We start from the raw sequence: 26127 nt of genomic DNA on the forward strand, positions 1-26127 counted from the left end.
ATCGCATCCGTTTTCGTGCTAGAAACCAAATCGGATGATGGAGACCGGCATGGCAAGACCGAAACTCGATGCGGACGCGATCAAGGCCGGGCTCCAAGACCTGGACGGCTGGTCCGCCTCCGAGCATGGCGATGCGATCTCGAAGAATTTCAAATTCGCCAATTTTCGCAAAGCCTTCGCCTTCATGACCGAGATGGCGATCGTCGCGGAAAAGATGAATCACCATCCCGAATGGTTCAACGTCTACAATCGTGTCGAGGTCAGGCTGACCACCCATGACAGCGGCGGTGTGACCGAACTGGACATGAAGCTCGCCGCGGCGATGAATGACGCCGCCGCTTGAAGCCCGCGGCCGGATTTCCCACATCCAGGCCATTGATGCGGAGAGACCCATGGATGACGTGAAGATCGGCGAGATTCTGGAGCCGGGCACCACCGACGAGCAGGCCGGCCGCGAACGGCGCGTGCGCGCGCGTTTCTGGTCGACGGTGAAGAAGGCGGCGCGCGCCATCCCCTTCATGGACGAAGTGGTCGCCGCCTATTTCTGCGCGCTCGATCCCCGGACCCCCTCAAGCGTGCGCGGCACGCTTCTGGCGGCCCTTGCCTATTTCGTTCTGCCGCTCGATTTCGTTCCCGATTTTCTGCTGGGCATCGGTTTCGGCGACGATCTCGCTGTCCTGATGGCTGCCATTGCGGCGGTGCGGGGAAACATCACCGACGCGCACCGGGCCGCCGCCCGCGACGCACTCGCGGATCGCGATTCCGAAGCCGCCTGAGTCCCAGCGCCGGTCAGAAATCCGTATCGACCATGTCGTCCTGGTCGAGCGCCTTGCGCAGCCGCGCGAAAGCCAGCCGGATCCGGGACTTCACCGTGCCCAGCGGCAGTCCGGTCTCCTCGGCGATCTGGCTGTGCGAAAGCCCTAGGTAGAACGCCTTTCGCACCAGTTCCAATTGCTCGGCGGGCAGATCCCGCAAGGCCTCGCGCACCCGCCCGTCGCGCTGCTCGGCATCCATCATTTGGTCGGCCGGATCCGCCTCTTCCGGCCGGAAAATCGGGTCTTCGGGGTCGAGAAGACCGGACTTGTCGCGCCGAACGAGATCGATTCGCCGGTTGCGCGCCACGCGGAACAGCCATGTTCCGAGCGACGATTTCGCGGGATCGAACAGCGCCGCCTTGTGCCATAGCACGACCATCACTTCCTGGGTTACCTCCTCGGCCTGTCCCCCCTCCAGCGAAAGCCCCTGAAGATAGGATTTGATGCGCGGGGCGAAATGATCGAACAACTCCGTGAACGCCTGCCGGTCCGCCCTTTCGGCGACAGCGCGCGCCAGCGCTGCGAAATGACGATGTTGTTCGGATTTCATTCAGATTGTCTGTCGCAACGCTTCTTTGCGGATCGGCACAGGCATGTATTCCGCCTCCATGATAGTCAGGCCACGGCGTCCCTGTCATCCGCTTTCGCCGACCGCTGGCGAACATCTTCACGAACTAAGTCAAACTGTTGCCCTTTTCCAAGGGCATGCGCGATGCGTTGGGATGGAAGCTTTGCGTGCGGTCATCGACCGGGACGGTGAAACGCCTTGGAATCTGCAGGATCCATTGCGTTTTGTTCACGTTTTGGTAACCCTGATCCCTACACATTGGGTTAACCAATTCGCATCCACCGCGCGTGATCGAGAGAGACCGGTAAGGAAAAATGCTCAAGCGAACGAAACTATATAGGACCGCGATCGCCAGCTGCGCCCTCATGGCCGGCGCTGCCTCCGCAGCAGCTCAGACGCCAAGTCGTATCGGTGAATACAAGGACTGGGGCGCCTTCAGCTACGCTTCTGGCGGCGGGAAGGTCTGTTATGCCCTGTCGGTTCCGACCACCAAGGAACCGGGGAACGTCGACCACGGCGACAACTTCTTTTTGGTGACCCAGCGCTCCAGGCAGAACATCGCCTACGAACCGCAATTCATGGCCGGCTACACCCTGAAGGAGAACTCCAAGGTGACCGTCGACATCGACGGCAAGCCGTTTACGCTGTTTACCAAAGACAATTCGGCTTGGGTCGAGAATGCGGCGCAGGAGCCGGCGCTCGTCGCGGCGATGAAGGCGGGAACGAAGATGACGGTGAAAGCCACCTCGCGGCGCGGCACCGCAACCACCTACCAGTATTCTCTTTCGGGCGTGACCGCGGCATTGCAGGCGATCAAGGACTGCAAGTGAACGGGGTGAAATAGCCGGGATTGAAGGCCGGGGCGAGCCCCGGCCTTGTTTTTTGCCTCACCCTTCACGATCTGCGGGATTCGACGACGCAACGTGACGGACGCCTGTGCCTGTGATAGGGCGTCGTCGCTCATGATGGACTGAACATGACGGTTTCGCTCGATTTGACCGACAACGCGGCGCGCGACTCGCTTTCGGCGCAGGCGCGGATGCCGTTCACCGACCGCCCGACGCTGATCGGCCTGACCCGCGAACAGCTCGGCGGGGCATTGCGCGAGGCCGGCGTGCCGGACCGTCAAATCCGCATGCGTGTCCAGCAGCTCTGGCACTGGCTCTATGTGCGCGGCGTATCCGATTTTGACGACATGACCAATGTGTCTAAGGATCTGCGCACCCGATTAAAGGCGGGTTTTTCCATCGCCCGTCCGGAAATTGTCGAGGAGCAGATTTCCGGGGACGGGACACGCAAATGGCTGCTGCGCTTTCCGCCGCGCGGCGCAGGCCGTCCGGTGGAGGTCGAGACCGTCTACATTCCCGAGGAAGGTCGGGGCACGCTGTGCGTCTCCAGCCAGGTCGGCTGCACGCTCACCTGCACCTTCTGCCACACCGGCACGCAGAAGCTGGTACGCAACCTGACCTCGGAGGAGATCGTCTCGCAATTGCTGCTTGCGCGCGAACGTCTCGGCGATTTTCCGGATCGCGATACCCCGCAGGGCGCCATTGTCCCGGCCGAGGGGCGAAAGGTCTCCAATGTGGTGATGATGGGCATGGGCGAGCCGCTTTATAACGCCGCCAATGTGCGCGACGCGCTTCTCGTCTTCGCCGATGGCGACGGCTTGTCGCTGTCCAAGCGGCGGATCACGCTGTCGACTTCCGGCGTTGTACCGGAGATCATCAAGATGGGCGAGGAGACCGGCGTCATGCTGGCGATCTCGCTGCATGCCGTGAATGACGAACTGCGCGACGTGCTGGTGCCGATCAACAGGAAATATCCGCTGGAAACGCTGCTCGACGCCTGCCGCAACTATCCGGGCCTGTCCAACGCGCGGAGGATCACCTTCGAATATGTGATGCTGAAGGACGTCAACGACAGCCTCGCCGATGCGAAGGAACTGGTGCGGCTCCTGAAGGGCATTCCGGCCAAGATCAACCTGATCCCGTTCAACAAATGGCCGGGGTCGGATTATGAATGCTCCGATTGGGAGCAGATTGAGAAATTCGCGGACTTCATCAACGCCAACGGTTACGCCTCGCCGATCCGCACCCCGCGCGGACAGGACATTCTCGCCGCCTGCGGGCAGTTGAAGTCGGCTTCCGAGCGAATGAAGAAGACCGAGCGCCTTGCCTATGAGGCGATGATGATCGCCGGCCATGGCGATTGAGCCTAGGCGGATGAACCGGTTTCCGGCGGCTCCACCTTCCAGATATTCAGCACTCCGTAGCGCAGCTTCAGGCTGGGCGACTCAATGATGCCGATCAGGGACTTGCGGCCGGACAGGAACTCCGGTTCGCCGCTCCCCGCGCCGCGAACGAGGATTACGGGCAGCGCCATATCCGGCGTCCATGGTCTCGTCTTCTCGAAATCGTTGGAGGGGGCGGCGCCCGGCATCACCAGGGCGCGCACATCGTAGTACGTCCCGCGCAGTGCATGGATGACTTCCGCGGTCATCGCCCGTCCCTCGGCGACGACCGTCTCGACCCCTGCCGGTTCGAGTGCGGCGATCAGCCCGTTTCTCAGATCCTCGCCGCCGAAGATCTGGTGGACGGGCCTGAGGGATTTGGCCGGGACATTGGCGGGCGTTATCATCATGATGCCGCCGATCGCGAATAGGGCGATTGCGCCGTTGATCGCCAGCGACGCCAGGAAGCTGACGCTATAGCGCGGAATCAGCAGATGCGCGGTCGTCAGGATCACGGCAGCCGGAAAGGCGGTCGCCGACCAGTTCGCCTCCGCCTGCGACATCAGTGCCTGCAGGGTGATCAGCAGGAAGACCGGCAGCGACAGGAACAGCAGAAACCGGTCGGATTCCGGCTTGTCCGTCCGCCTGCCGGTGAACAGCAGCACCAGATAGGCGCCGAAGATTACCGGACCGAGCACGCCAAACTGGGTTACGAGGAATTCCAGCGCGTCCTTCGGATGAAGATCCAGTCCCCCCCACTCCATGTTGTCGTTGACCGTATGCTCGAAGGTGGCGAAGCCGTTCGACAGGTTCCAGAGCATGTTGGGGGCGATGAGAAGCGCCGCGATCGCCAGCGCCAGCCATGTCGACGGCGCCGCGACCACTTTGCGGGACGGTCGCGTCGCCGCAACGTAGAGCACCGCGCAGAGGACGAAGAAGATCATCGCGTATTTGGCGTTCAGGCCCAATCCGACCGCCAGGCCGAGTGCCATCCCGGTCGCGAGGCGCGGCGCGTGCAGATGGGCGTGAAAGGCGATCAGCGCGACGAACCAGAAGAAGATCAGCGGGACATCCGTCGTCATCAGGTAAGAGGAGACGGCGACACCCGGAATGGTCGCATAGACGATCGCCGACCAAAATCCGACCCGCCAGTCATAGAGCTGCCTGCCGGCGGCATAGGCGAGGACGGAGGAGGCAATGTGCAGCAGATTGGCCGGCATCCGCACGCACAACGCGCCATCCCCGCATAGCGTCGTGGTTCCGCCGATCAGCCACGCGATCAGCGGCGGCTTGGTGAAATAGCCGAGCGTCAGGTTTTGGGACCAGGCCCAGTATTGGGCCTCGTCGAAGCCGAGAGAGGTCGAGGAAAGGGCAAGCGACATCGCGCGCAGGGCGAACAGCGCGATCAGGACGATTGCGAGGATCAGGAGATGAGTTTCGCGCGCCGGGGTCAGCGTCGACGGTGCCTTCGGTATGGCGATGGCCATGGGATGCTCCGCTGGAATCGGTCGCAGCCCGATAGCACGGAGTTTCTCGGCATGCGACAGCCCGATTGGGGCAGACGGTGTCAGCGGGTCTGGGTTGTGAGTATCTTGACGGCGAAAGCGCCGAACACGCTCGCCATCAGCCAGTCGAGCACGCGGGTAACGACAGGTTTCTCGCGCAGGGTCTTCGACATCCACCCCGCCGCGACGATCATCGGCGCGACGATCGGGATCGCAATCGCCACGAAAAGAGCGCCGAGAAAGAAGAATTTCCCGGTGGCGTCCGGATCGCCTGCCGAGACGAATTGCGGCAGAAACGTCATGAAGAACAGGATGATCTTCGGATTGAGCAGGTTGATTCCGAGACCCGTGAGATAGCTCGCCTTCAGCGAACTTCGTGCCTTCCGGTCCGACTTCAGTGTCAGCGAGGAGCCGTTGCGGATCGCGTCGATGGCCAGCCAGACCAGATAGGCCGCGCCGACGATCTTGAGCGTGGTGAAAGCAACCGGCGCGGCGACCACCAACGCCGAAAGTCCGAGCGCCACCATCGCCGTGTGGACGGCAATGCCTGAGAACGCGCCCGCCATGCAGGCAAAGCCCGCGGCACGACCCTGCGAAAGCGTGCGCGACAGGAACAGCGTCATGTCAGGGCCCGGCGTCAACGAAAGAATGACCGAGGCAAGCGTGAACGCGGCGAGTGTCGGCCAGTCGGGGATGTATGCGGGCATGTTGGGGGCTCGCCGGGGGGGGGGTTACGGGTCCACCCTTGCGGGTGTGCGGCCACCATGCCACACGGGGCCGGATTCCAGAAGGGGGCTTCAGGGTGAGGACAACCGGAAAAAATCCATTCGGGCCATTCGCCCACCCGGTAAGCGCCGTTGCGGCGACGTCGGCGTGGATCGCTTTGCTGCTGGCCTTCCGCAGCCAGCCGCAATGGGATCTGGCCGCAGCCGCCGCGTTTTTCGATTCCGCGGCCTGCGCGGCGTCCCCGGTGGCGTCGGGCCAATATTGCGCCGGCTTCACCTTCTCGGGCCTTCCCTTCTTAGCCACCGTCCGGCAACTTCTGCATCCCCTGCCTGCCCTTCTCGGCATCGGGCTGATGATCGTTCTCGCGGTGGAGCTGCGCGCAGGATTGCGTTGGCACAATCCTGGCATCCGCCTCAAGGTGGTGTTGATCGGTGCCCTGATCCTCGGACCGGGCCTGATCGTCAACGGCATATTGAAAGCCTATTGGGGCCGGCCGCGCCCCTGGATGACCGAGGATTTTGGCGGCTGGCTGCCCTTCGTGGAAGCCGGGACCGAGACGGATCTGTGCGCTTCAAACTGTTCGTTCGTGTCGGGCGAGGCAGCCGCCGCCGGCTGGCTGATGTGCCTTGCCCTGCTGCTCGCCATTCGGCGTCGCTTCCTCGCGGCAGCGATCCTCGGCGGCGGCGCGATAGCGATGGCGCTTTTGCGCGTCGCCTTCGGCGCCCATTACCTGTCGGACGCCCTTCTCGGATTTTTCATGACCGTCGTCTTGTTCATGATGCTTGCCGCGCTGAGCGAATGGCTGGCCGCGCGCCGTTCCTGATCTGCAAAGCGCTTGCGCTGCACCGCAAACGCAATATGGTGCGCGCGATTTTCCCGAAAGCCCTCCAACCGGACCGAACTCCCATGAATGCCGCAAAAAAAGACGTCAAGAAGGTCGTTCTCGCCTATTCCGGCGGCCTCGACACCTCGATCATCCTGAAATGGCTGCAGACCGAGCTGAACGCTGAAGTCGTCACCTTCACCGCCGATCTCGGCCAGGGCGACGAGCTCGAGCCGGCTCGCAAGAAGGCCGAGATGCTGGGCATCAGGGAAATCTATATCGAGGATGTCCGCGAGGAGTTCATCCGCGACTTCGTCTTTCCGATGTTCCGCGCCAATGCGGTCTATGAGGGCATCTACCTGCTCGGTACCTCGATCGCACGTCCGTTGATCTCCAAGCGGTTGGTCGAAATCGCCGAGGAAACCGGCGCCGACGCCATCGCCCATGGCGCGACCGGAAAGGGCAACGACCAGGTCCGTTTCGAACTGTCGGCCTATGCGCTCAATCCGGACATCAAGGTCATCGCTCCTTGGCGCGACTGGTCCTTCAGGTCGCGCACCGATCTCATCGACTTCGCCCGCGATCACCAGATCCCGGTACCGAAGGACAAGCAGGGCGAAGCGCCGTTTTCGGTCGACGCCAACATGCTGCATTCCTCATCGGAGGGTAAAGTGCTGGAAGATCCGTGGTTGGAAGCGCCGGAATATGTCCACATGCGCACCGTTTCGCCGATGGACGCGCCCGACACGGCGACCGACATCAAGATCGAGTTCAGCAATGGTGATGCGGTTGCACTGAATGGCGAGGCGATGAGCCCTGCGACCTTGTTTGCGAAGCTCAACGACCTTGGCCGCGACAACGGCATCGGCCGCATCGACCTGGTGGAGAACCGGTTCGTCGGCATGAAATCGCGCGGCGTGTACGAGACGCCGGGCGGCACGATCCTCCTCGCTGCCCACCGCGCGATGGAATCGATCACGCTGGACCGCGGCGCGGCGCATCTGAAGGACGAACTGATGCCGCGCTACGCCGAGCTCATCTACAATGGCTTCTGGTTCTCGCCGGAGCGCGAAATGCTGCAGGCCGCGATCGACCACAGCCAGAAGGATGTAGAGGGCACCGTCCGGCTCAAGCTCTACAAGGGCAATGTCATCACCACCGGCCGCAAGTCGCCGAAATCGCTCTACTCCGAAGAACTCGTCACTTTCGAGGACGATCGGGGCGCATACGATCAGAAGGACGCCGCGGGCTTCATCCGGCTCAACGCGCTGCGCCTGCGCACGCTCGCTGCGCGCAAGCGGAGGAACTAAACACGGTCAGCCGTCGGCCCCGCCGGATTCCAGGATACGCTTGAGCTTTGCCAAATCCTTGCGGTTGGCCCGGTTCATGGCTGCTGCCATAAGCGGAGCCGTGACCGCGGCAAAACCCGAAGGCTCGCCGCGATTGCGCAGCTCCATGAGTGTGCCGCCATCATCAAGACCGCGCCAAGAATAGGTCGTTTCCATCGGGAACGGACCTTCTGCCGTCCGCATGACGAACCTTTCGCCGGGCACAAGATCCACCACCTCATAGGTGTAGGCCAAACGGCGGCCAAGAAACTGCGCCACGAAGGCGATGTGCGACCCGATACGCAGCGGCTTCGTCGTCCGCCATTCAACCGACCTTATATTCACGTACCATTGTGGCGCGTTGTCAGGATCGGCAGCAAAGCTGGCGACCGTATTCAGGGGTCTTTTAATGGAGATTGAGTTGGAGACGTCGACTTTCACGTGAGCGGTTCCGTTGGACGCTGTCTCTTACGCCATCGATCATCAGATTGTCAACTTTTTGGTTGAATAATTCTCGCCGCCGGCGTTATCGGCGGCCTCGTCCCGTTCGCCGGCTTGGCGCTGACCAACTGGGACCACAGGTAAATTTAATCTTTAACGCTGGCGCCGTGAGTGGGGGCGCGTGATGTTATTCTTGGCAAACCGGATACGGGTGCTTAGCTGACAAGCGACCGATCTTCACCGCCGCAAGGAGTCCCATGCCCGCGTCATCCAACTCATCGCCCCTGACCGACTGGACCGGTGCTTATGGCCTGCCGGATTTCTCCGCAATTCGCGACGAGGAATTCGAACCGGCGATTCGCGCGGCCTTCGATGCGCATCTGGCCGAGATCCGGGGGATTGCCGACAATCCGGAGCCGCCCGACTTCGCCAACACCATCGCGGCGCTGGAGATCGCCGGCGAGGATCTTTCCCGGGTGAGTGCGATCTTCTTCAACCGCGCCGGTTCGCACACCAACGACCTGATCCGCCAGGTAGAGCGCACGGTTTCGCCGCTCTACGCGCGTCACCGCTCCGCCGTGGCGATGAACAGGGCCCTGTTCGCGCGGATCGATGCCTTGTGGGCAGAGCGCGACAGCCTCGGCCTCACGACTGAACAGTACCGGGTGCTGGAGCGCCGCTGGAAGGGCTTTGTCCGCTCCGGTGCTGCGCTTGAAGGCGCCGCACGCGAGCGTTACGCCGAAATCACCGAGCGGCTTGCTACCCTCGGCACGCAGTTCGGTCAGAACGTGCTGAAGGACGAGTCGGACTGGATACTCCTTGTCGAGGACGACGGCGGCCTCGACGGCCTGCCCGATTGGCTGATCGACGCGATGGCGTCCGTCGCGGAAGAACGCGGGCATGCCGGCCGGCATGCCGTCAGCCTGTCACGCTCGATCGCCGACCCGTTCCTGACGTTCTCGACCCGCCGCGATCTGCGCGAACGGGTTTATAACGCATGGCTTGCGCGCGGAGAAAACGGCGGCGAGACTGACAATACCGGCGTGATCGCCGAGACGCTGGCGCTTCGCCGCGAACAGGCGGCGCTGCTCGGCTACGCCAGCTACGCGGCCTACAAGCTCGACGACACAATGGCCAAGACCCCGGAAAACGTCTCCAGGCTGCTGGAGACGGTCTGGGAAAAGGGTGTTGCCCGCGCCAACGAGGAAGCCGCGGATATCGAGTCGATGATTGCGGCGGACGGGCACAACCACAAGGCGGCGAAATGGGACTGGCGCTTTTACGCCGAGAAGATCCGCCGCGATCGCTTCGATTTCTCCGACGCCGACGTGAAACCCTACCTGCAGCTCGAAAGGATGATCGAGGCCGCCTTCGCGGTAGCGACACGCCTGTTCGGCATCACGTTCGAGGAAATCAATGACGTCCCGCTCTACCACCCGGACGCCCGGCTGTGGCGGGTGTCGGACCGAGACGGCTCGCATCGCGCCCTCTTCATCGGCGACTATTTCGCCCGCCCCTCCAAGCGCTCCGGGGCCTGGATGAGCGCCCTGCAGACACAGGCCAAATTGACCGGGGAAACGCCGATCGTGCTGAACACGATGAACTTCGCCAAGCCGCCGGCCGGCAAGCCGGCGCTTCTGTCGTTCGACGACGCACGCACGCTGTTTCACGAGTTCGGCCATGCGCTGCATGGCATGCTGTCCGACGTCACCTATCCGTCGGTGTCGGGAACAAGCGTCTCGCGCGATTTCGTCGAACTGCCGTCGCAGCTTTATGAACACTGGCTGACTGTTCCCGAAGTGCTCGACGAATTCGCCGTGCACGCCGAGACCGGAAAGTCCATGCCGAAGGAGCTGCTCGACAAGGTGCTTGCGGCACAGACCTTCAATATCGGCTTTCAGACGGTCGAGTACACGTCGAGCGCGCTGGTCGACATGGCCTACCATGCCGGAACCGACGTGCCCGCCGAACCGGCGGAATTCGAGGCCGGGATCCTTCAGCGAATCGGCATTCCCGACGCCATCGCGATGCGCCACCGCTCGCCGCATTTCCAGCATATCTTTGCCGGGGACGGTTACGCGGCGGGCTACTATTCCTATATGTGGTCCGAGGTGATGGACGCCGACGCGTTTCGCGCCTTCGAGGAAACCGGCGACCCGTTCAACCCGGACATCGCCCGGAAGCTCCGCAGGCACATCTATGCGTCGGGCGGCACGATCGATCCCGAGGACGCCTACAAGGCGTTTCGCGGCCGTTTGCCGACCCCGGACGCCATGCTTGAGGAGCGCGGGCTGGCATAAGGGTCCTGACCCCTAATGATGGAGTGACGGGACATGCAATGGTCTTTTCCGGTCGCAAAGGTCGCCGGCAGCGAGATTCGCATCCATTTGACGTTCTTCCTGCTGCTGCTGTGGATCGGCATCGCCCATTTTCAGTCCGGCGGCGGCGCGGCCGCTACCGAGGGTATCCTGTTCATCCTGGCCGTCTTCGCATGCGTCGTCCTGCATGAACTCGGCCACGCGCTTGCCGCGCGGCGCTACGGCATCCGCACGCCGCGCATCACGCTGCTGCCGATCGGTGGCGTCGCCGAACTGGAACGCATGCCGGAAAAGCCATCCGAGGAGATTGTCGTCGCCATCGCGGGCCCGCTGGTCAACGTCGCCATCGCCGCGGCGCTCATCGTGTTTCTCGGCGCATGGCCCGACATGGCGGCGATTTCCGAGATCGAGAATCCGTCCTTCGGTTTCTTCGCGCGTCTCGCCGTCGTCAACGTCGTGCTCGTCCTGTTCAATCTCATTCCGGCCTTTCCGATGGATGGCGGCCGGGTTTTGCGGGCGCTTCTGGCAACGCGGTTCCCGCGGGTTCGGGCAACCGCGATCGCCGCGCGCGTCGGCCAGATCACGGCGTTCCTGTTCGGCTTCCTCGGCCTTTTGAGCGGCAACGTGCTGCTGATCTTCGTGGCGATCTTCGTCTATGTCGCGGCCACGTCCGAAGCCCAGGCGACGAACCTGCAGGACGTCGCGCGGCACGTGCCCGTCCGCGACGCGATGATCACCCGCTATGATGCGCTCGGCCCGCGCTCGACGCTCGACGACGCCGCGGCCGCTCTTCTGAGAACCACCCAGCACGAATTTCCCGTGGTCGACGGCGGCGGCAACCTTCGCGGCGTCTTGACGCGAGCCGACATGGTCGCCGCCCTGCAGTCCCGCCCGCGCGAGACGCCGGTTCTGGAAGTCATGACGCGGGACATCCCCGTCGTCTCCGAGGGACAAATGCTGGATGCCGCCTTCACGCTCCTTCAGGGGGCGGGCGTTCCGGCGGTCGGCGTCGTCGACCGTGAAGGCCGGCTCGTCGGCTATGTCACCATCGAGAATATCGGCGAACTGATGATGGTGCGCGAGCCGGCGCCAGTGTCCCGTGAAGGCTGGCGGCGCGACGGATAGACGCACCACGATCTCGGCGAGCCTGGGTCAGGCCCCTAGGCCGCTTGCGACTTGACGTACTGGATGTAGCCGCGCACGTCGGCAGCCGGCTCCTTGTAGGAATCGCGGAACACCGCCAGCGGCTCCGCCAACGCGTCCGCTGCCGATTTCTGCGCCGCGCCCTTGGCTGTATCGTCCGCGTCGCTCGCGCCTACCTCCCCCGCATACTGCGCGAAACCGAGCGAGGGATAGGTTGCGCGCGCGAGTAGCGGATAGAGCGTGCCGATGAGATAGAACATCGCACTGTCGATCATCGCCCGCTTTTCCGGCTCGTTCGGGTAGAGGTGAGTCAGTCCATGCTTGTTCGACAGGTACTGCATGATTGCGCAGCTTTCCCAGAGCGCGCCCTTGGGAAGGCCCTCCTCCTCGATCATCGGGGTTAGGTGCGCAGGATTCTTCGCTAGGAAGGGAGCCTCCCGAGTGTGTCCGTAGACGTCGTTTTCCTCGAAATCCAGCCCGGCGGCGCGCACGAAGACGCGCACGCTCATGTTGTTCACGCTTGGTTTGAGGACATTCAACTGCAGATCGGCCATCGAAACCTCCCCGGTTGGACCGCTTAGTATGCTTTCTTCGCAGCACGATCCGCGGAAAGTGATTCCCGCGAACGTTCCGTCAGCGCCTCGATCGCGTCAGCCAGGTGGATCTCGGCGATGTTGTAGTCGTTCCTGGCGACGCGCTGCTTGTGCGCTTCAAACAGTACCTCGCCATGGGTGAAGCCGGGCGGCGGTTCGAACCGGTATGCCGCAAGCTCGATCAGCAGTCCAAGCGGATCGGTGAAGTAGATCGAGTCCATGAAGCCGCGGTCCTTCACGCCGCTGTGCTTGATACCGCGGTCGTTGAGCCGTTCCACGGCCTGCGAGAACGTCGCCTTCGACACGTTGATCGCGATATGGTGGACAGCGCCCGGATCGGTCGACGTCCGCGCCGGATCGGGTTTGCGCTCCTCGTTGGTGAAGACGGTGATCAGCCGCCCGTCGCCCGGATCGAAATAGAGATGGCTTTCCGAAGGCGTGTCCAGGTTCGGCTGTTCGAAGATGAACGGCATGCCCAGCACTCCCTCCCAGAAATCGATCGAGGTCTGACGGTCCGCCCCGACCAGCGTGATGTGATGGATGCCCTGGGCTTGCAGTTTGCGCACACTTTCCTCCCGGTTGCTTGCGGTCGGCCTATATACTGCAATGGGCGAGACCGGCCGAACAACAGCATTTTGCGCCTCCAGCCACTTTCACGCCAGCGGGAAAGCATGTATTAGCGCCCCAAACGAACGCGCTCGGCACACTGGCCTGAGCTGACACTTCCGGATTCAAGACTATGACACTCCGCAACATCGCGATCATCGCGCATGTCGACCATGGCAAGACGACCCTCGTCGACGAACTCCTCAAACAGTCCGGCGTTTACCGGGAAAACGAGCGCGTGCAGGAACGTGCCATGGATTCCGGCGACATCGAGAAGGAGCGCGGCATCACCATCCTTGCCAAGGCCACCTCGGTGGAGTGGAAGGGCGTGCGCATCAACATCGTCGATACCCCCGGCCACGCCGACTTTGGCGGCGAGGTAGAACGCATCCTGTCGATGGTTGACGGCGCGATCGTACTGGTCGATGCCGCCGAAGGCCCGATGCCGCAGACCAAGTTCGTCGTCGGCAAGGCCCTGAAGGTCGGCCTACGCCCGATCGTCGCGGTCAACAAGATCGACCGGGCCGACGCCCGCGCCGACGAGGTGATCAACGAGGTGTTCGACCTGTTCGCCGCCCTCGACGCCACCGACGAGCAGCTCGATTTCCCGATCCTCTACGGATCTGGCCGTGACGGCTGGATGGCGCCGGAGACCGAAAAGCCGGCCGACGCATCGCTTGCGCCGCTGTTCGACCTGGTGCTCGATCACGTCCCCGAGCCGACTGTCGGCGAAGGCCCGTTCCGGATGATCGGCACGATACTCGAGGCCAACCCGTTCCTCGGCCGCATCGTCACCGGCCGGATTCATTCCGGCTCGGTCAGATCGAACCAGGCGGTCAAGGTGCTGAACGGCGAGGGAAAGCTGGTCGAGAACGGGCGCGTTTCGAAGATTCTTGCTTTCCGCGGTCTGGAGCGCCAGCCGATCGACGAGGCCCATGCGGGCGATATCGTAGCCATCGCTGGTCTCTCGAAGGGAACCGTCGCCGATACGTTCTGCGATCCTTCTGTCACCGAACCCCTGCATGCGCAGCCGATCGACCCGCCGACGGTGACGATGAGCTTCATCGTCAACGATTCGCCGCTCGCCGGCACCGAAGGCGACAAGGTGACCAGCCGTGTCATCCGAGACCGTCTGCTCAAGGAGGCAGAAGGCAACGTGGCGCTGAAGGTGGAGGAGGCGGCGGAAAAGGATTCCTTCTACGTCTCCGGCCGCGGCGAATTGCAGCTGGCGGTGCTGATCGAGACGATGCGCCGCGAGGGCTTCGAAATCGCAGTGTCCCGTCCGCGCGTCGTCATGCAGAAGGATGACACCGGCCAGTTGCTGGAACCGGTCGAGGAAGTCGTCATCGACGTCGATGAGGAGCATTCCGGTGTCGTCGTCCAGAAGATGTCGGAGCGTAAGGCCGAGATGCTCGAGCTGCGCCCGTCTGGCGGCGACCGCGTGCGCCTCGTGTTTCATGCGCCGACGCGCGGCCTTATCGGCTATCAGTCCGAACTGATGACCGACACCAAGGGAACGGCGATCATGAACCGCCTTTTCCACGCCTACGAACCCTACAGGGGCGAGATCGGCGGACGCGTCAACGGCGTGCTGATCTCCAACGACATGGGCGAGGCTGTCGGCTATGCGCTGTTCAACCTGGAGGATCGTGGCCCGATGGTGATTGATCCGGGCACGAAGGTCTATCAGGGTATGATTATCGGCATTCATTCGCGCGACAACGATCTCGAGGTCAACGTGCTGAAGGGCAAGAAGCTGACCAACATCCGCGCCGCCGGCAAGGACGAGGCGGTCAAACTCACCCCGCCGGTGCGCATGACGCTGGAACGCGCGCTCTCGTGGATTCAGGACGACGAACTGGTCGAGGTCACGCCGAAATCGATCCGTCTTCGCAAGCTCTATCTCGATCCCAACGACCGCAAGCGCTCCGAAAAGATGAAGGCGACGGCCTGAAGCCGCTCGAGAAGATCCCGGCCGGTAGCCGGTGAGACTAGATCACCTCGGACAGGACCGCCGTCAGCGCCGCGTCCGAGAACGGCTTGTCCAGCTTCGCCGTGATGAAATCTGCCCCGCCCTCGGGCATGTCGGCATATCCTGTGGCGAGGATGATCGGCAGATCGGGGCGGGAAATCCGCGCCTGCCTGGCCAGTTCGATCCCTGTCATTTTCGGCATCGCCTGATCGGTGATCAGCACATCGATGTCCGGCCGTTCGGCCAGCCTGTCGAGAGCCTCGGCGCCTGAATGGGCCTCGATCACCTCGTGTCCGAGATCCTCCAGCATCCCCACCGTGCCCATGGACACCAGGAAGTCGTCGTCGACGGCAAGGATGGTCTTCCGGCCTTTGGCCGTGCGCGCCGGCTCCCGGGGCTTGGCGGCGATCGGAGCCGGCGTTTCGGCTGACGGTTCGGCGACCGGCAGAACCAGCGTCGCGGTCGTTCCCGCGCCGGGCGTGCTGTCGATCAGGAACGTGCCGCCGGACTGCATCGCCAGGCCGTGCACCATCGACAGCCCCAGCCCCGTGCCCTTTCCGACCCCCTTGGTGGTGAAGAACGGCTCCATCGCCTGCGACAGCGTGCCGGCGTCCATACCGGCACCCGTGTCGGTGACGGCGATCCGGACATAGTCGCCGGGCTTCAGCTCGCCCCCGGAGCGGACCGACAAAGGCTCCACCGACAGGGTGATCCGGCCGCTTCCCTCCATTGCATCGCGCCCGTTCACCGCCAGGTTCAGGATCGCCATCTCGAGCTGGTTGCGATCGACGAGCGCGTGCGGCGCGTTGGCGGGCACGTCGATGACGATCTCGATCTCCGGACCGAGCGAACGCTGCAGCAAATCGCGCAGATCCGGCAGGAGAGCGGTCACGTCGACGGCATCGGCCCTCAGATCCTGCTTGCGGGCGAATGCCAGCATGCGCTGCGTCAGGCGGGCGCCCCGGTCGGTCGCCTGAAGCGCATTGTCGAAATACCGGACCACGTCGCCGTCGAGATCGGGCATGCGCCGCTTGATCAGGTCGAGGCTGGACTGGATCGCCATCAGCAGATTGTTGAAGTCGTGGGCCACGCCGCCGGTCAACTGCCCGATCATGTCGAGCTTCTGGCTCTGGCGCAGGGCGGCCTCGGCCTCGGCAAGGGCCGCTTCCTTGGCGCGCCGCTCGTTCACGTCCCGCCCGAATGCGTAGACCTTCCCGCGCTGCGCCGATGCCGTCCAGGCGAACCAGCGGTAGCTGCCGTCGGCGTGACGCAGCCGGAATTCGTACGGTTCGACCAGGGGCGTTTCGAAAATGGAACCGAAGGTGCGGAGCATCTCCTCCAGATCGTCGGGATGTGCGTAGGGAATGAGCGTCCCGCCAACTAGCGTCTTCACCGGCCAGCCGAGCAGGCGGGTCCAGGATTCGTTGACGTCGGTCAGTGTCCCGTCTTCGGTCGCTACGGCGAGCAGATCGACCGTTAGGTTCCAAGCGGCGTCCCGCTGTTCGGTGAGGTCGTCGACCCGCGCCGTCCGCGCCATCACTTCATCGTGAATGTCGGTGCAGGTGCCGTACCAGCGGATGATCTCGCCGGCCTCGTTGCACACGGGTTGGGCCCGCCCCAGCACCCAGCGATACTCTCCCGACTGATGCCTCAACCGGTATTCGATCTCGTAGAGCTCGCCGGTCTGGAGCGAGTGGCGCCAGCGCGCGAAAGCACGTTCCTGGTCTTCGGGGTGGAACATGCCGTTCCAGGCTTCCCCGTCCGTCGAGCCGGGCGGAACGCCGGTGTAATCGTACCAGCGCTGGTTGTAGAAATCGTGATACCCGTCCGGAAGGGTCGACCAGATCATCTGGTCGACGGAATCGACGATCGCGTGGAACCTTGCCTCGCTCTGCCGCAACTGGGCCTCGCGCAATTCCAGCTCTTCCATCCGCTGGCGCGCCTCGTTCTGGCGGGTCCGGGCGGCAAGAGCCGACCGGACGGCGCGCATCAGTTCTTCCGTGTGAAGAGGGCGCGAGAGAAGGACGGCGTTGCGAAGCGCGTCCATCCGCGCCTTCGCCCGGGCTGACCGCTGGCTGACCGATCCGTTGGCAAGCACGATAAACGGCACGTCCGACCAGGCGGGCTGCCCGGCCAGCGCGTCCCGGATGGCATCGATTCCCTCGTCGGTAAGCGATTCTTCGGTCAGCAGCACACAGCCGACATGTCGTCGCAGCACCTCGACCAAGTCGGCGCCTGACGCCAGGACGATCGCGCCGATACCCTCCTTCGCCAGCAGGTTCCGGGCAAGGGCCCCATCGCGCCCGCGCAGCGCGAGGATCGCGGCCGATCTGCGAATATCGGATTCTTCCACTGCGTGCGTTTCCGCAACCTTGCCGGGCGCGGCTGTCACGCTCCCTCGCCTCCGTCCATCCTGTCCTGACCAAGAAGATTTTCACCTCTGCGATCGAAACTCGGACTGCTCGACAATACGGACGAGAAACCCCTGATCGGTTCTCCGATCTCTATGCCGTCGGAGCTGATCCGGAATTCCCGGATGGTCCTTTCGTGATCCGAGGTCCGGGTCTTGATGACCGCGACGGATTTGCGCACCGTGCCTCCCTCCTCGAAGAAACGCAGCAGCATGACGGTGTCAGCCAGATAGCTGACATCGATGTCGCTGCGCAGTTCGCCCGTGACGCCATGCTGTCCCAGGACCATGAGCGACACCACGCCCTGCTGGCTGAGATAGCTCAGCAATTCGTGCATCTGCAGGACCAGAAAATTGTCGCTCGGCATGGCGTGCAGATAGGCGTTGAGACTGTCGATCACGACGACGCTGGCGTCTTGATTTTCGACCGACTCCTGCACCTCCGTGGCGAATTGCCCCGGCGAGAGTTCGGCGGGGTCGATCTGCCGGATCGTCAGCTGGCCGTTATCGATGAAGGGCTGCAGATCCATGTCGAGCGCCTTCGATCGGATCATCAATGTCGCGAGCCGCTCGTCGAACAGAAAGTAGGCCGCGTTCTCTCCGCGCTCCAGCGCGGCGATCATGCAGCGTACCGCCGTCGTCGTCTTGCCGACGCCCGCCGGGCCGGTCAGCAATGCATTGGTTCCCGGCGCCAGCCCCTCGCCCAGAAGCGCGTCGAGCCCGGCGAGGCCGGTCGTGACCGGTGCCTTGGCGAACTTGCGGTAATGCTCGGCCGCGATGAGACGCGGATAGACGCTGACTCCGCCTTTCTCGATGGAGAAGTCGTGAAACCCGCCGCTATATTGCATTCCGCGCATCTTCACGATCCGCAGCCGCCTACGCTCAGCCCCGAAATCGCTTGCGGACTGCTCCAGCGAGATGACCCCGTGGGCGATCGAGTGCAGCTGCAGATCGTTCGGCTCGGCCGTGCGGTCGTCCAGAACCAGAACGGTACATTTGCGCTTGGCGAAGAAATGCTTGAGCGCCAGGATCTGCCGCCGGTACCGTAGGGGGTTCTGCGCCAGCAGGCGCAGTTCGGAGAGGCTGTCGACAACCACACGCGCCGGATTGGATGCTTCAACGCGCTCGATCACGCCGCGCACGGTCTCCCCCAGTTCCACTTCGCTGGGATGAAGAAGCGACTGCTCGTTCGCCGATGTGAGATCATCCTCGGTGGCGAGCTCAAAAATCTCCAGCCCGTCAAGGCTCCATCCATGCGATCGTGCCCCGGCGACAAGTTCCTGCTCGGTTTCCGACAGGGTTATGTAGAGCCCGCTCTCGCCGGCTGCGCGGCCTTCCAGAAGGAACTTCAGCCCGATGGTCGTCTTGCCGGACCCCGGTGTTCCTTCCACCAGATAGAGATGGTTTGGCGACAAGCCGCCTCGCAGAATATGATCGAGGCCAACCGTACCGGTCGCGACGCGCTCCTCGCTGGCCGCGTTTTCGTTCTCACGCAAATCGGATTTCCTCGGTTTTTCGCATTGAAGGAGAGAATAGTGTCTCGAGGAGAGAATTTGGAGTCTAGGGGACCCATAATCCCGGCGGCGCCCGATGGCTATGGGCTACTTGCTGCCGGTGGCCGTGATGACGTTTAACTCGGATTGCGCGCTGCGCCACGGCATCAGGTCGGTGCTGGCGGGAGGAGACTTTCGATGGCGCGCACGATCTCCCCGGATTTCCGTGGATCGAGCGCGTCCGGATGCGGCGATGCGAACCGGCCGCTATCGTTGTTGAAATACTTGCCGTTGGCGTCGGCGAATTCGTCCGAGAGCGCCGCCCGCGTCAGGATGTCCGCGCCGATGCCCAGATCCTTGCCCGCAATGCCGAAGCCTTCCTTGACCATCTTGCTGGCGAGCAGGGAGCCGGGATTGACCGCAACGAAGATCGGTCCTCCATTCTCCCGGCCGGCCATTGCGCGCGACCACGCGGTCAGCGCGAGCTTGCTTTGCGCGTAGGCGTCCATGTCCGCCAGCCGGGTCCGTCCCGCGAGCGCGTCGGGGTCGACCGGGGCTTGCGCCGCCGAGGAAACGTTGACCACCCGCGACGTCGCATCCATCAGCGGCAGCAGGAGCCGCGTCAGCAGGCTGGGAGCAAGCGTGTTGACGGCAAACCGCACGTCCAGCCCGTCTTCGGTGACCGGATCCGGCGTCTTGAGGACACCCGCATTGTTGATCAGCACGTCGAGCCTGGAATGCCGTTCCGCCACGTCCCTTGCGAGCGTCATTACGTGCTCCATGCGCGAGAGGTCGGCAGCAAACGTGTCAACGCGCCCGTCGCCCGCCGAGGCGGCCACGATCTTTGCCACCGCCTCCAGCTTTGCCGGACTGCGCCCGTGCAGCAGGACGGTGTGGCCCTCGCCGGCCAGTATTTTCGCCGTTTCGAGGCCGATGCCATCGGTCGAACCGGTGATCAGGATCGTTTTTCTCAACGTCTCGCTCCCTTGCTCGGCCATCAGCCTGCAGGTCGGCGGCATCGCGCGCAAACCCTTTTCGGCTCGCCCGCACATTTCCCTGTTCCGCTCGGCCCCACAACCAGTCCGGACGACATTGTTCTCCGCCTGCGGCCGGTCTAATGATCGTTTCGGCTCAAGGGGAACATGAGGCCCTGCTCGCACCGATCAAGATCATCCTTCGCGATCCGCTGCTGCGGCTCATTGTGGCGGCGCTGTTTCTGACCAGCGTCGCCGTATCCTCGGTCATGCCCTACGCGTCGTTGGTCGCGGTTGAGCTGCTCGGCCTGACCGATGCCGCCTATTCGGCGGTTCTCGCCGCGTCGTCGGCGATCATGGTCGTCGCGTCCGTCGTCGTCGGAATCGTCACCGATCAGCAGGCGAACCGGCGGCAGATGCTGGCGGTCAGCTTCGCCTTCGCCGCGGCCGGCTATTCCCTCGTCTTTCTGACGGGATCGCCGGTCACGTTCGTGATCGCGCATACCGCGCTGCTGCCGCTCGGGTTCAGCGTCTTCAGCCAGTTGTTCGCGCTGGCGCGTCTGGCCGGACGCAAGCGCGGCGGTGCGCATGCCGACCAGATATTCGCCGTCGCGCGCGCCGCGTTTTCCCTCGGCTTCGTAATCACCCCGCCGCTCTGGTCGGTCGCGCTGGCCTCCGGCACTGCGCTTCTTGGCGTGTACGTCTCGGCGGCCGCCTCCGCCCTGGTCTGTTTCCTTCTGTTCGCGATCGCCTGGCCGCAGGGCGAAGCGGGGCAGCTTGCCGACCCGAAATCCGGTCTGAGGTTCGCCGCCGCTTTCCGCGAACTCGCCCGGCCGGGACTTCTGGTGCGCATGCTTGCCGTCGGGCTGATCACCGGGTCGAACCAGCTTTACATGGCGTTGTTCGGCCTCCTGATCGTGACGGATATCGGCGGGGGAACGCCGGATGTGGGCCGCTTCCACGGAGCGATCGCGCTGCTGGAGATCCCGTTCATGCTGGCCTGTGGCCTGGCCCTGAAACGCATGTCCAAGCCCGCCCTGATTGCCGCGGGAGGCGTGGTCTATGCGGGCTTCCTGTTCCTGTTCGCCTCGGTCTCGTCGATGGCGGTCGCCTATCTGCTTGTCGTTCCGGCCGCGATCGGCGCCGCCATCATCCTGTCGGTGACGATCTCCTATCTTCAGGATCTGCTGGCCGATCGGCCCGGCGCCGGCGGCTCGCTGATGGCGGTGTCGAATTTCTTCGGCCACATGGTGGCGGCGCTGACATTTGCCGCCGGCACCGCGGTCACGTCCTACGCCGGGACGGCCGTGGCGGGCGGGATGCTGGCGCTTGTCGGGGTTGCGGTGCTGCTGGCCATGGATGGCTTGCGGCGGACGGAGCCCGCCGACGCGTAAGCCTTACTCGGCAGGTTCCTCGTCGAGCGAGTGCCGCGAGATCAGAGGCATCTGCGCCATGGTGAAGGCGATCGCCAGCGGCGTGAACCCCCATACCTTGAAGGCGACCCAGAAATCGGTCGAGAAATTGCGCCAGATGATCTCGTTGACCACGGCCATGACGAGGAAATAGGCGCCCCACCGGACGGTCAGCTTGTTCCAGCCTTCCTCGTCGATATTGAAGGCGCTGTCGAAGACGTAACGCAGCAGCGAGACGCGAAAGATCAGCAGCCCGCCGAGCAGCAGCAGCCCGAAGATCGAGTTGATGATCGTCGGCTTCAGCTTGATGAACAACTCGTCCTGCAGCCAGAGCGTGAGCGCCCCGAAGACCAGCACGACGATACCCGAGACCAGCGGCATGATCGGCAGCGAGCGCGTCAGCGCCCAGGAGACGGCAAGCGCGATCACGGTGGCGACCATGAACAGCGCGGTGGCGATGAAGATCGGGCCGCCGATACCGGCCAGAGCGGGCAGGCGTTCGGCGATCCACTCGCCGCGCGCATTGCCGAAGAAGAACACCAGCAGCGGGCCGAGTTCGAGAAGCAGTTTCAGCGCGGGATTGATCTTTTGGCGTTCCGGATCCGAGGGATCGCGCTCGAAAATCGGTTTTGACATGCGTCTGTGCGGCCTTTCTCGATGCCAGGTCCATGCGAACGGGGCTGGCACGCGCGATAGCTCCGCGCCCCGTGGCGCACCTTTAGATCATCGATATGGAAAGTTGAAGGCCTCGGCTCAAGCCGGGATGCCCGCGATCGCGTTGGCGAAATCCGGCGCGGCGAACGGCTCCAGATCGTCGACGCTCTCGCCGACGCCGACGAAATAGACCGGCAGTTTGTATTTCGCCGAGATCGCGACGAGGATGCCGCCGCGCGCCGTGCCGTCGAGCTTGGTCATCACCAGCCCGTTGACGCCGGCAACGTTGCGGAAGATCTCGACCTGGTTGAGCGCGTTCTGGCCCGTTGTCGCGTCCAGCGTCTGCAGCACCGTGTGCGGCGCGTCGGGATCGTGCTTCTGCAGAACCCGGACGATCTTCGCCAGCTCTTCCATCAGTTCGGTCTTGTTCTGCAGGCGGCCGGCGGTGTCGATGATGACGACGTCCGAGCCGTTGTCCTTCGCGCTCTTATAGGCCTCGAAGGCGAGGCCGGCCGCATCCGCGCCCAGTTTCGTCGCGACGAAATGCGAGCCGGTCCGCTCGGCCCATATCTTCAACTGCTCGATCGCGGCTGCGCGGAACGTGTCGCCCGCGCCGAGCGTCACGGCGAGCCCCGCGTCACGCAATTTCGCGGCCAGCTTGCCGATGGTCGTGGTCTTGCCGGTGCCGTTGACGCCGACGACCAGGATCACATGCGGCTTGAACGAAAGGTCCAGTTCCAGCGGCTGGGCCACCGGCTCGAGCACCTTGGCGACCTCGCTGGCCATGATCGCCCTGACTTCCTCGCCCGAGACATCCTTGCCGTAGCGCCCGGAAGAGAGCGCGTCGGTGATCCGCATCGCGGTCTCGACGCCGAGATCGGCCTGGATCAGCACGTCCTCGAGGTCCTGAAGCGTGTCCTCGTCCAGCTTGCGCTTGGTGAAGACGCCGCTGATATTATCCGACAATTGCCGCGACGAGCGCGAAAGGCCGGATGTCAGGCGGCCGATCCAGCCTCTGGACGGTGCAGCCGGCGCTTCGGGCGCGGCTTTGGCCGGCCGGGCCTCACCGATGGTGACGACTTTGGGCTCGGCCGTGGAGTCCCCGGTCCCCGAATCCAGTTCCGCCGGGCTTGGGCCCGGCGGAATCTCGGATGGAACGGATGGCGGCGTCTCGGCGGGACCGGGCGGCAGTTCGACCGGCCGCTCGGGGGCCGGTTCCTCGATGGGCGGCGCTTCCTGCGGTGTCGAGGGCGGAATGTCCGGCTCGCTTTCCGGACCGTCGGGAGATGGAGGAACTTCCTCGGGCGCGTCCGGCGTGACGGGCTCCTTCACCGGAGGCTGTTCCGGCGGGGCCGGTGCGGGCTCTTCGGGCGGTTGCTCGGGCTGCGGCCTCTCGGGCGGCTGTTCCGGAACTTCGGGATCGCCGAGTTCGGCCCTGTCCTCGCCGCCCTCGCCCTCAGCGTCCTCGCCCTTGGCGGGCTCATCCTCGGCGTCCTTGTCCTCCCTGTCGGAGAAATCGGGCATGCCGGGGATCGGCTCTGCGCCCGGCTGCTGGTCTGCGGCGGCGCCGGCCTCCGCATCCGTGATCACCGAGGCCGCTGCCACCCGGTGGGCGTCCGCGTCCGGCGCGTCCGTGACCTTGACCGCCGCATCGTCCGGAATGGGCAGCCCTTCCGGCGACGTTTCCTGCCGCTCGTCGTCCGGCGGCGTCTCCTCGACGGCCTTCTTGCCGAAGGAGAAGATTCGTTTCACGAAGCCGAGTGCCATCGCGTCGTTGCTCCTATTCCGCCGCTTCCGCCATCGAGCGGTGCGCGGTGAGTTTTTCGCCATCGTTTCCGGTAATGACAACCGGCGCGAGCGTGCCCGGTTCCATCGCCGGCCCGTCGACCGAAACCAGCGAGAAATCCTCCGTCCGCCCGAGCGGGCCGCGCTCGATCAGCACGGTCTGCGCGGTGCCGGCCAGCGAAGCCATGTGTGCGCGCCACGCGTGGTCGGCCTTTTCGCGCAGCCGCCTTGCCCGCTCCCGGATCAGGTTTTTCGGCAATTGCGGCATTTTCGCCGCCGGTGTACCCGCGCGCAACGAATACCCAAAAACATGAACATGCGCCAAGCCGCATTCGTCGACGATGCGCAGCGAATTCTCGAAATGCGCCTCCGTCTCGGTCGGGAAACCGGCGATGATGTCGGCGCCGAATGCCGCGTCCGGGCGCAGGGCCCGAACATTCTCGCAGAACCGGATCGAATCCTCCCGGGCATGGCGGCGCTTCATCCGCTTCAGGATGAGGTTGTCGCCATGCTGCAGCGACAGGTGAAAATGCGGCATCAGCCGGGGTTCGGTGGCGATTGCGTCCATCAGATCGTCATCGGCCTCGATCGAATCAATGGACGACAACCGGAGTCTGGCGAGACCGGGAACCTGGCGGAGGATCGACTTGACCAGTCGTCCGAGGGTGGGCGCTCCCGGAAGGTCCGGGCCATAACTCGTCAGGTCGACGCCGGTGAGAACGACCTCGTTGTAGCCGTTTCCAACGAGGCGCTTCACCTGCTCGACCGCCGCGCCCATTGGCACCGAACGCGAGTTGCCCCGGCCATAGGGGATGATGCAGAAGGTGCAGCGATGGTCGCAGCCGTTCTGCACCTGGACGAAAGCGCGGGCGCGTCCCTCGATGGCGTCAACCATATGCGACGCCGTCTCGCGAACCTCGAATATGTCGTTGACGCGCACCTTCTCGAAGTTATTGACGCCGAATTCGGGCAGTGCGCGATAACTCTGCGCCTTCAGCTTGTCCTCGTTGCCGATGACGAGATCGACTTCCTCCATCGCGCCGAATGAAGCCGGTTCGGTTTGCGCGGCACAGCCGGTGACGATGATCCGCGCGCCCGGATTCTCGCGCCGCGCCTTGCGGATCGCCTGTCGTGCCTGCCGCACGGCCTCGCCGGTCACGGCGCAAGTGTTGAAAACGATGGCTCCATCCTTGAGCGCGCCGAGTCCCGCAGCCTCGGTCTCGCGGCGCATGACCTCGGATTCGTAAGTGTTCAGCCGGCAGCCGAAGGTGACGATATCGACCCCCATCACTTCGCCTCCCGGCCCGGATCGTCCCGCCGCCATTGGCCGGTTTGCGGGTCAAGCACGCCGGAGAATTCCCATTCGGCCGGGCCGGTCATGATGATGTGATTGTCCTCGCGCCACTCAAGCTTGAGGTCGCCGCCCGGAACCGTGACGGTCGCGGCCCTGTCGGTCTTGTCCACCCGCGCCGCGCAGACCAGCGCCGCGCATGCGGCCGAACCGCACGCCTCGGTCAGACCGGCGCCGCGTTCCCAGGTACGGATGACCAAATGATCGCGCGCCACGACATTGGCAATCGAGATGTTGGCCTTCTCCGGGAAAATCGGATGGCTTTCGAGAAGCGGGCCGAACCGGACAAGGTCGAAGGTCTGCACGTCGGCATCCACCCAGAAGACCGCATGCGGATTGCCGATATTGGCGACCGAGGGGGTGTGCAGCACCGGCGCGTCGATCGGCCCGATCTGCAGTTCGATGCCGGTGGTGTCGTGGAACTCTTCGGCCAGAGGAATCTGGTCCCAGCGGAAGCGCGGCATGCCCATGTCGACCGAGATCATGCCGTCGGAGTGTTCCTCGGCGCTCAGGATGCCCCCCGGCGTCTGGAAGGTGAAGCGGGCCTTTCCGGTTTCCGCCGAAAGCGCCTGCACCACGCAACGCGTGCCGTTGCCGCAGGCCTGCGCATGGGAACCGTCCGAATTGAGGATGTCGATATAGTGATCGGTGCCGTCGGCGCGCGCATCATGGATCGCCATGATCTGGTCGAACCGTGTCGCATCGTCGGCATTGAGCGCCACGGCGGCTTGCCGCGACACGGAATCGCCGCGGCCGCGCATGTCGGCCACGATGATGCGGTTTCCGAGACCGTTCATCTTTGCAAACGGGACGTCCATGAATTTCCGTCTTCAAGCAGGTACGATTTCGGGCACTATATGGCGGATGTGGCCGGCAAATGCCAGCTACGGCGCGCGGGCAGCCTGTCCCGCCCTTAAGCTCCTCATTTCATTCGTCGCTGGCGGGTCCCTGCGGGCGCGCCTCTTGGTTGCCACGCCCCG

General features: G+C 63.9%; 23 protein-coding genes. 10 read left to right on the plus strand and 13 right to left on the minus strand.

The genetic code is table 11. From position 1 onward, the window contains the following. Window positions 1–49: 49 nt before the first annotated feature. Together LC298_RS09870 and LC298_RS09875 are read left to right on the plus strand one after the other, a co-directional pair. A complete protein-coding gene (locus LC298_RS09870; protein WP_131569317.1) occupies window positions 50–343 on the plus strand; it encodes a 4a-hydroxytetrahydrobiopterin dehydratase in 294 nt (97 codons plus the stop codon). Window positions 344–392: 49 nt separating this feature from the next. After that, complete coding sequence (locus tag LC298_RS09875) at window positions 393–776, plus strand: YkvA family protein (protein ID WP_131569320.1); 384 nt, start codon at window positions 393–395, stop codon at window positions 774–776. 13 nt (window positions 777–789) lie between these two features. Here LC298_RS09875 and LC298_RS09880 read toward each other — a convergent pair whose 3' ends face one another. After that, window positions 790–1365 carry a sigma-70 family RNA polymerase sigma factor gene (locus tag LC298_RS09880; RefSeq protein ID WP_131569322.1) on the minus strand — a complete coding sequence of 192 codons (576 nt, stop codon included), beginning with the start codon at window positions 1363–1365 and terminating at the stop codon, window positions 790–792. 383 nt (window positions 1366–1748) lie between these two features. Between LC298_RS09880 and LC298_RS09885 the strand changes: the two genes are divergently transcribed. Further along, entirely contained in the window at window positions 1749–2213 is a 465-nt protein-coding gene (locus LC298_RS09885; RefSeq protein WP_131569324.1) for an invasion associated locus B family protein, read from the plus strand. Between the two features lie 146 nt (window positions 2214–2359). Beyond that, window positions 2360–3595 (plus strand): dual-specificity RNA methyltransferase RlmN, encoded by a 1236-nt coding sequence (gene rlmN, locus LC298_RS09890; RefSeq protein WP_131569326.1) that lies wholly within the window; start codon window positions 2360–2362, stop codon window positions 3593–3595. A 2-nt stretch (window positions 3596–3597) separates the two neighbouring features. Here the strand turns inward: rlmN and LC298_RS09895 are convergent, their stop codons facing one another. Both LC298_RS09895 and LC298_RS09900 read right to left on the minus strand, forming a co-directional pair. Continuing rightward, the gene (locus LC298_RS09895; protein ID WP_131569328.1) at window positions 3598–5100 is read right to left on the minus strand and encodes an ArnT family glycosyltransferase; all 1503 of its coding nucleotides are present in this window, start codon (window positions 5098–5100) and stop codon (window positions 3598–3600) included. Between the two features lie 80 nt (window positions 5101–5180). Continuing rightward, on the minus strand, window positions 5181–5825 hold the full coding sequence (locus tag LC298_RS09900; protein ID WP_131569330.1) for a LysE family translocator: 645 nt from the start codon (window positions 5823–5825) through the stop codon (window positions 5181–5183). A 95-nt stretch (window positions 5826–5920) separates the two neighbouring features. Here LC298_RS09900 and LC298_RS18115 point away from each other — a divergent pair, with 95 nt between their 5' ends. Beyond that, entirely contained in the window at window positions 5921–6667 is a 747-nt protein-coding gene (locus LC298_RS18115) for a phosphatase PAP2 family protein (protein ID WP_158284778.1), read from the plus strand. Between the two features lie 83 nt (window positions 6668–6750). Then, a complete protein-coding gene (locus LC298_RS09910; protein WP_131569334.1) occupies window positions 6751–7977 on the plus strand; it encodes an argininosuccinate synthase in 1227 nt (408 codons plus the stop codon). A gap of 6 nt (window positions 7978–7983) precedes the next feature. On the opposite strand, the gene LC298_RS09915 is transcribed toward LC298_RS09910, so the two are convergent. Beyond that, window positions 7984–8436: an SRPBCC family protein gene (locus LC298_RS09915; protein WP_131569336.1), complete on the minus strand. Its 453-nt coding sequence runs from the start codon at window positions 8434–8436 to the stop codon at window positions 7984–7986. Window positions 8437–8693: 257 nt separating this feature from the next. Between LC298_RS09915 and LC298_RS09920 the strand changes: the two genes are divergently transcribed. Both LC298_RS09920 and LC298_RS09925 read left to right on the plus strand, forming a co-directional pair. Further along, a complete protein-coding gene (locus LC298_RS09920; protein ID WP_131569338.1) occupies window positions 8694–10736 on the plus strand; it encodes a M3 family metallopeptidase in 2043 nt (680 codons plus the stop codon). A 33-nt stretch (window positions 10737–10769) separates the two neighbouring features. Then, window positions 10770–11879, plus strand: a complete 1110-nt coding sequence (locus LC298_RS09925; RefSeq protein ID WP_131569340.1) for a site-2 protease family protein — start codon at window positions 10770–10772, stop codon at window positions 11877–11879. Between the two features lie 35 nt (window positions 11880–11914). On the opposite strand, the gene LC298_RS09930 is transcribed toward LC298_RS09925, so the two are convergent. Both LC298_RS09930 and LC298_RS09935 read right to left on the minus strand, forming a co-directional pair. After that, the gene (locus tag LC298_RS09930; protein WP_131569342.1) at window positions 11915–12451 is read right to left on the minus strand and encodes a glutathione S-transferase family protein; all 537 of its coding nucleotides are present in this window, start codon (window positions 12449–12451) and stop codon (window positions 11915–11917) included. A 23-nt stretch (window positions 12452–12474) separates the two neighbouring features. After that, complete coding sequence (locus LC298_RS09935) at window positions 12475–13056, minus strand: VOC family protein (protein ID WP_131569344.1); 582 nt, start codon at window positions 13054–13056, stop codon at window positions 12475–12477. A 173-nt stretch (window positions 13057–13229) separates the two neighbouring features. Between LC298_RS09935 and typA the strand changes: the two genes are divergently transcribed. Continuing rightward, complete coding sequence (typA, locus tag LC298_RS09940) at window positions 13230–15050, plus strand: translational GTPase TypA (protein WP_131569346.1); 1821 nt, start codon at window positions 13230–13232, stop codon at window positions 15048–15050. Between the two features lie 37 nt (window positions 15051–15087). Here typA and LC298_RS09945 read toward each other — a convergent pair whose 3' ends face one another. The 3 genes from LC298_RS09945 to LC298_RS09955 all read right to left on the minus strand — a co-directional run bounded on the left by LC298_RS09945 (window position 15088) and on the right by LC298_RS09955 (window position 19945). Beyond that, window positions 15088–17460: a hybrid sensor histidine kinase/response regulator gene (locus tag LC298_RS09945; RefSeq protein ID WP_199223284.1), complete on the minus strand. Its 2373-nt coding sequence runs from the start codon at window positions 17458–17460 to the stop codon at window positions 15088–15090. Then, window positions 17457–18974, minus strand: coding sequence for an ATPase domain-containing protein (locus tag LC298_RS09950; RefSeq protein WP_131569348.1), 1518 nt, complete (start codon window positions 18972–18974; stop codon window positions 17457–17459). The genes LC298_RS09945 and LC298_RS09950 overlap by 4 nt, the downstream gene beginning before the upstream one ends. Before the next feature lie 164 nt (window positions 18975–19138). Then, entirely contained in the window at window positions 19139–19945 is an 807-nt protein-coding gene (locus LC298_RS09955; protein ID WP_131569350.1) for an SDR family NAD(P)-dependent oxidoreductase, read from the minus strand. Between the two features lie 143 nt (window positions 19946–20088). Here LC298_RS09955 and LC298_RS09960 point away from each other — a divergent pair, with 143 nt between their 5' ends. Next, window positions 20089–21339 (plus strand): MFS transporter, encoded by a 1251-nt coding sequence (locus LC298_RS09960; protein WP_131569352.1) that lies wholly within the window; start codon window positions 20089–20091, stop codon window positions 21337–21339. A gap of 3 nt (window positions 21340–21342) precedes the next feature. Here LC298_RS09960 and LC298_RS09965 read toward each other — a convergent pair whose 3' ends face one another. From LC298_RS09965 to dapF, 4 genes are all read right to left on the minus strand, one after another. Next, window positions 21343–21993, minus strand: a complete 651-nt coding sequence (locus LC298_RS09965) for a septation protein A (protein WP_131569354.1) — start codon at window positions 21991–21993, stop codon at window positions 21343–21345. A gap of 117 nt (window positions 21994–22110) precedes the next feature. Continuing rightward, the gene (gene ftsY, locus LC298_RS09970) at window positions 22111–23778 is read right to left on the minus strand and encodes a signal recognition particle-docking protein FtsY (protein WP_131569356.1); all 1668 of its coding nucleotides are present in this window, start codon (window positions 23776–23778) and stop codon (window positions 22111–22113) included. A gap of 13 nt (window positions 23779–23791) precedes the next feature. After that, complete coding sequence (mtaB, locus tag LC298_RS09975) at window positions 23792–25084, minus strand: tRNA (N(6)-L-threonylcarbamoyladenosine(37)-C(2))-methylthiotransferase MtaB (RefSeq protein WP_131569358.1); 1293 nt, start codon at window positions 25082–25084, stop codon at window positions 23792–23794. Next, window positions 25084–25965 carry a diaminopimelate epimerase gene (dapF, locus tag LC298_RS09980; RefSeq protein WP_131569360.1) on the minus strand — a complete coding sequence of 294 codons (882 nt, stop codon included), beginning with the start codon at window positions 25963–25965 and terminating at the stop codon, window positions 25084–25086. Before dapF ends, mtaB begins: the two co-directional genes overlap by 1 nt. Window positions 25966–26127: the final 162 nt, after the last annotated feature.

Origin of the sequence: Oricola cellulosilytica, from assembly GCF_019966575.1 — a bacterium.
Taxonomy (GTDB): Bacteria; Pseudomonadota; Alphaproteobacteria; order Rhizobiales; family Rhizobiaceae; genus Oricola; species Oricola cellulosilytica.

Excerpts from the sequence above, each read along its gene's own strand:
- rlmN (WP_131569326.1), top strand. The coding sequence starts at position 2,360 with ATGACGGTTTCGCTCGATTTGACCGACAACGCGGCGCGCGACTCGCTT.
- LC298_RS09960 (WP_131569352.1), top strand. The coding sequence starts at position 20,089 with ATGATCGTTTCGGCTCAAGGGGAACATGAGGCCCTGCTCGCACCGATC.
- dapF (WP_131569360.1), bottom strand. The coding sequence starts at position 25,965 with ATGGACGTCCCGTTTGCAAAGATGAACGGTCTCGGAAACCGCATCATC.
- LC298_RS09870 (WP_131569317.1), top strand. The coding sequence starts at position 50 with ATGGCAAGACCGAAACTCGATGCGGACGCGATCAAGGCCGGGCTCCAA.
- LC298_RS09930 (WP_131569342.1), bottom strand. The coding sequence starts at position 12,451 with ATGGCCGATCTGCAGTTGAATGTCCTCAAACCAAGCGTGAACAACATG.
- LC298_RS09885 (WP_131569324.1), top strand. The coding sequence starts at position 1,749 with ATGGCCGGCGCTGCCTCCGCAGCAGCTCAGACGCCAAGTCGTATCGGT.
- LC298_RS09875 (WP_131569320.1), top strand. The coding sequence starts at position 393 with ATGGATGACGTGAAGATCGGCGAGATTCTGGAGCCGGGCACCACCGAC.
- LC298_RS09895 (WP_131569328.1), bottom strand. The coding sequence starts at position 5,100 with ATGGCCATCGCCATACCGAAGGCACCGTCGACGCTGACCCCGGCGCGC.
- LC298_RS09910 (WP_131569334.1), top strand. The coding sequence starts at position 6,751 with ATGAATGCCGCAAAAAAAGACGTCAAGAAGGTCGTTCTCGCCTATTCC.
- LC298_RS09920 (WP_131569338.1), top strand. The coding sequence starts at position 8,694 with ATGCCCGCGTCATCCAACTCATCGCCCCTGACCGACTGGACCGGTGCT.
- LC298_RS09925 (WP_131569340.1), top strand. The coding sequence starts at position 10,770 with ATGCAATGGTCTTTTCCGGTCGCAAAGGTCGCCGGCAGCGAGATTCGC.
- LC298_RS09965 (WP_131569354.1), bottom strand. The coding sequence starts at position 21,993 with ATGTCAAAACCGATTTTCGAGCGCGATCCCTCGGATCCGGAACGCCAA.
- ftsY (WP_131569356.1), bottom strand. The coding sequence starts at position 23,778 with ATGGCACTCGGCTTCGTGAAACGAATCTTCTCCTTCGGCAAGAAGGCC.
- LC298_RS09900 (WP_131569330.1), bottom strand. The coding sequence starts at position 5,825 with ATGCCCGCATACATCCCCGACTGGCCGACACTCGCCGCGTTCACGCTT.
- typA (WP_131569346.1), top strand. The coding sequence starts at position 13,230 with ATGACACTCCGCAACATCGCGATCATCGCGCATGTCGACCATGGCAAG.
- LC298_RS09880 (WP_131569322.1), bottom strand. The coding sequence starts at position 1,365 with ATGAAATCCGAACAACATCGTCATTTCGCAGCGCTGGCGCGCGCTGTC.
- mtaB (WP_131569358.1), bottom strand. The coding sequence starts at position 25,084 with ATGGGGGTCGATATCGTCACCTTCGGCTGCCGGCTGAACACTTACGAA.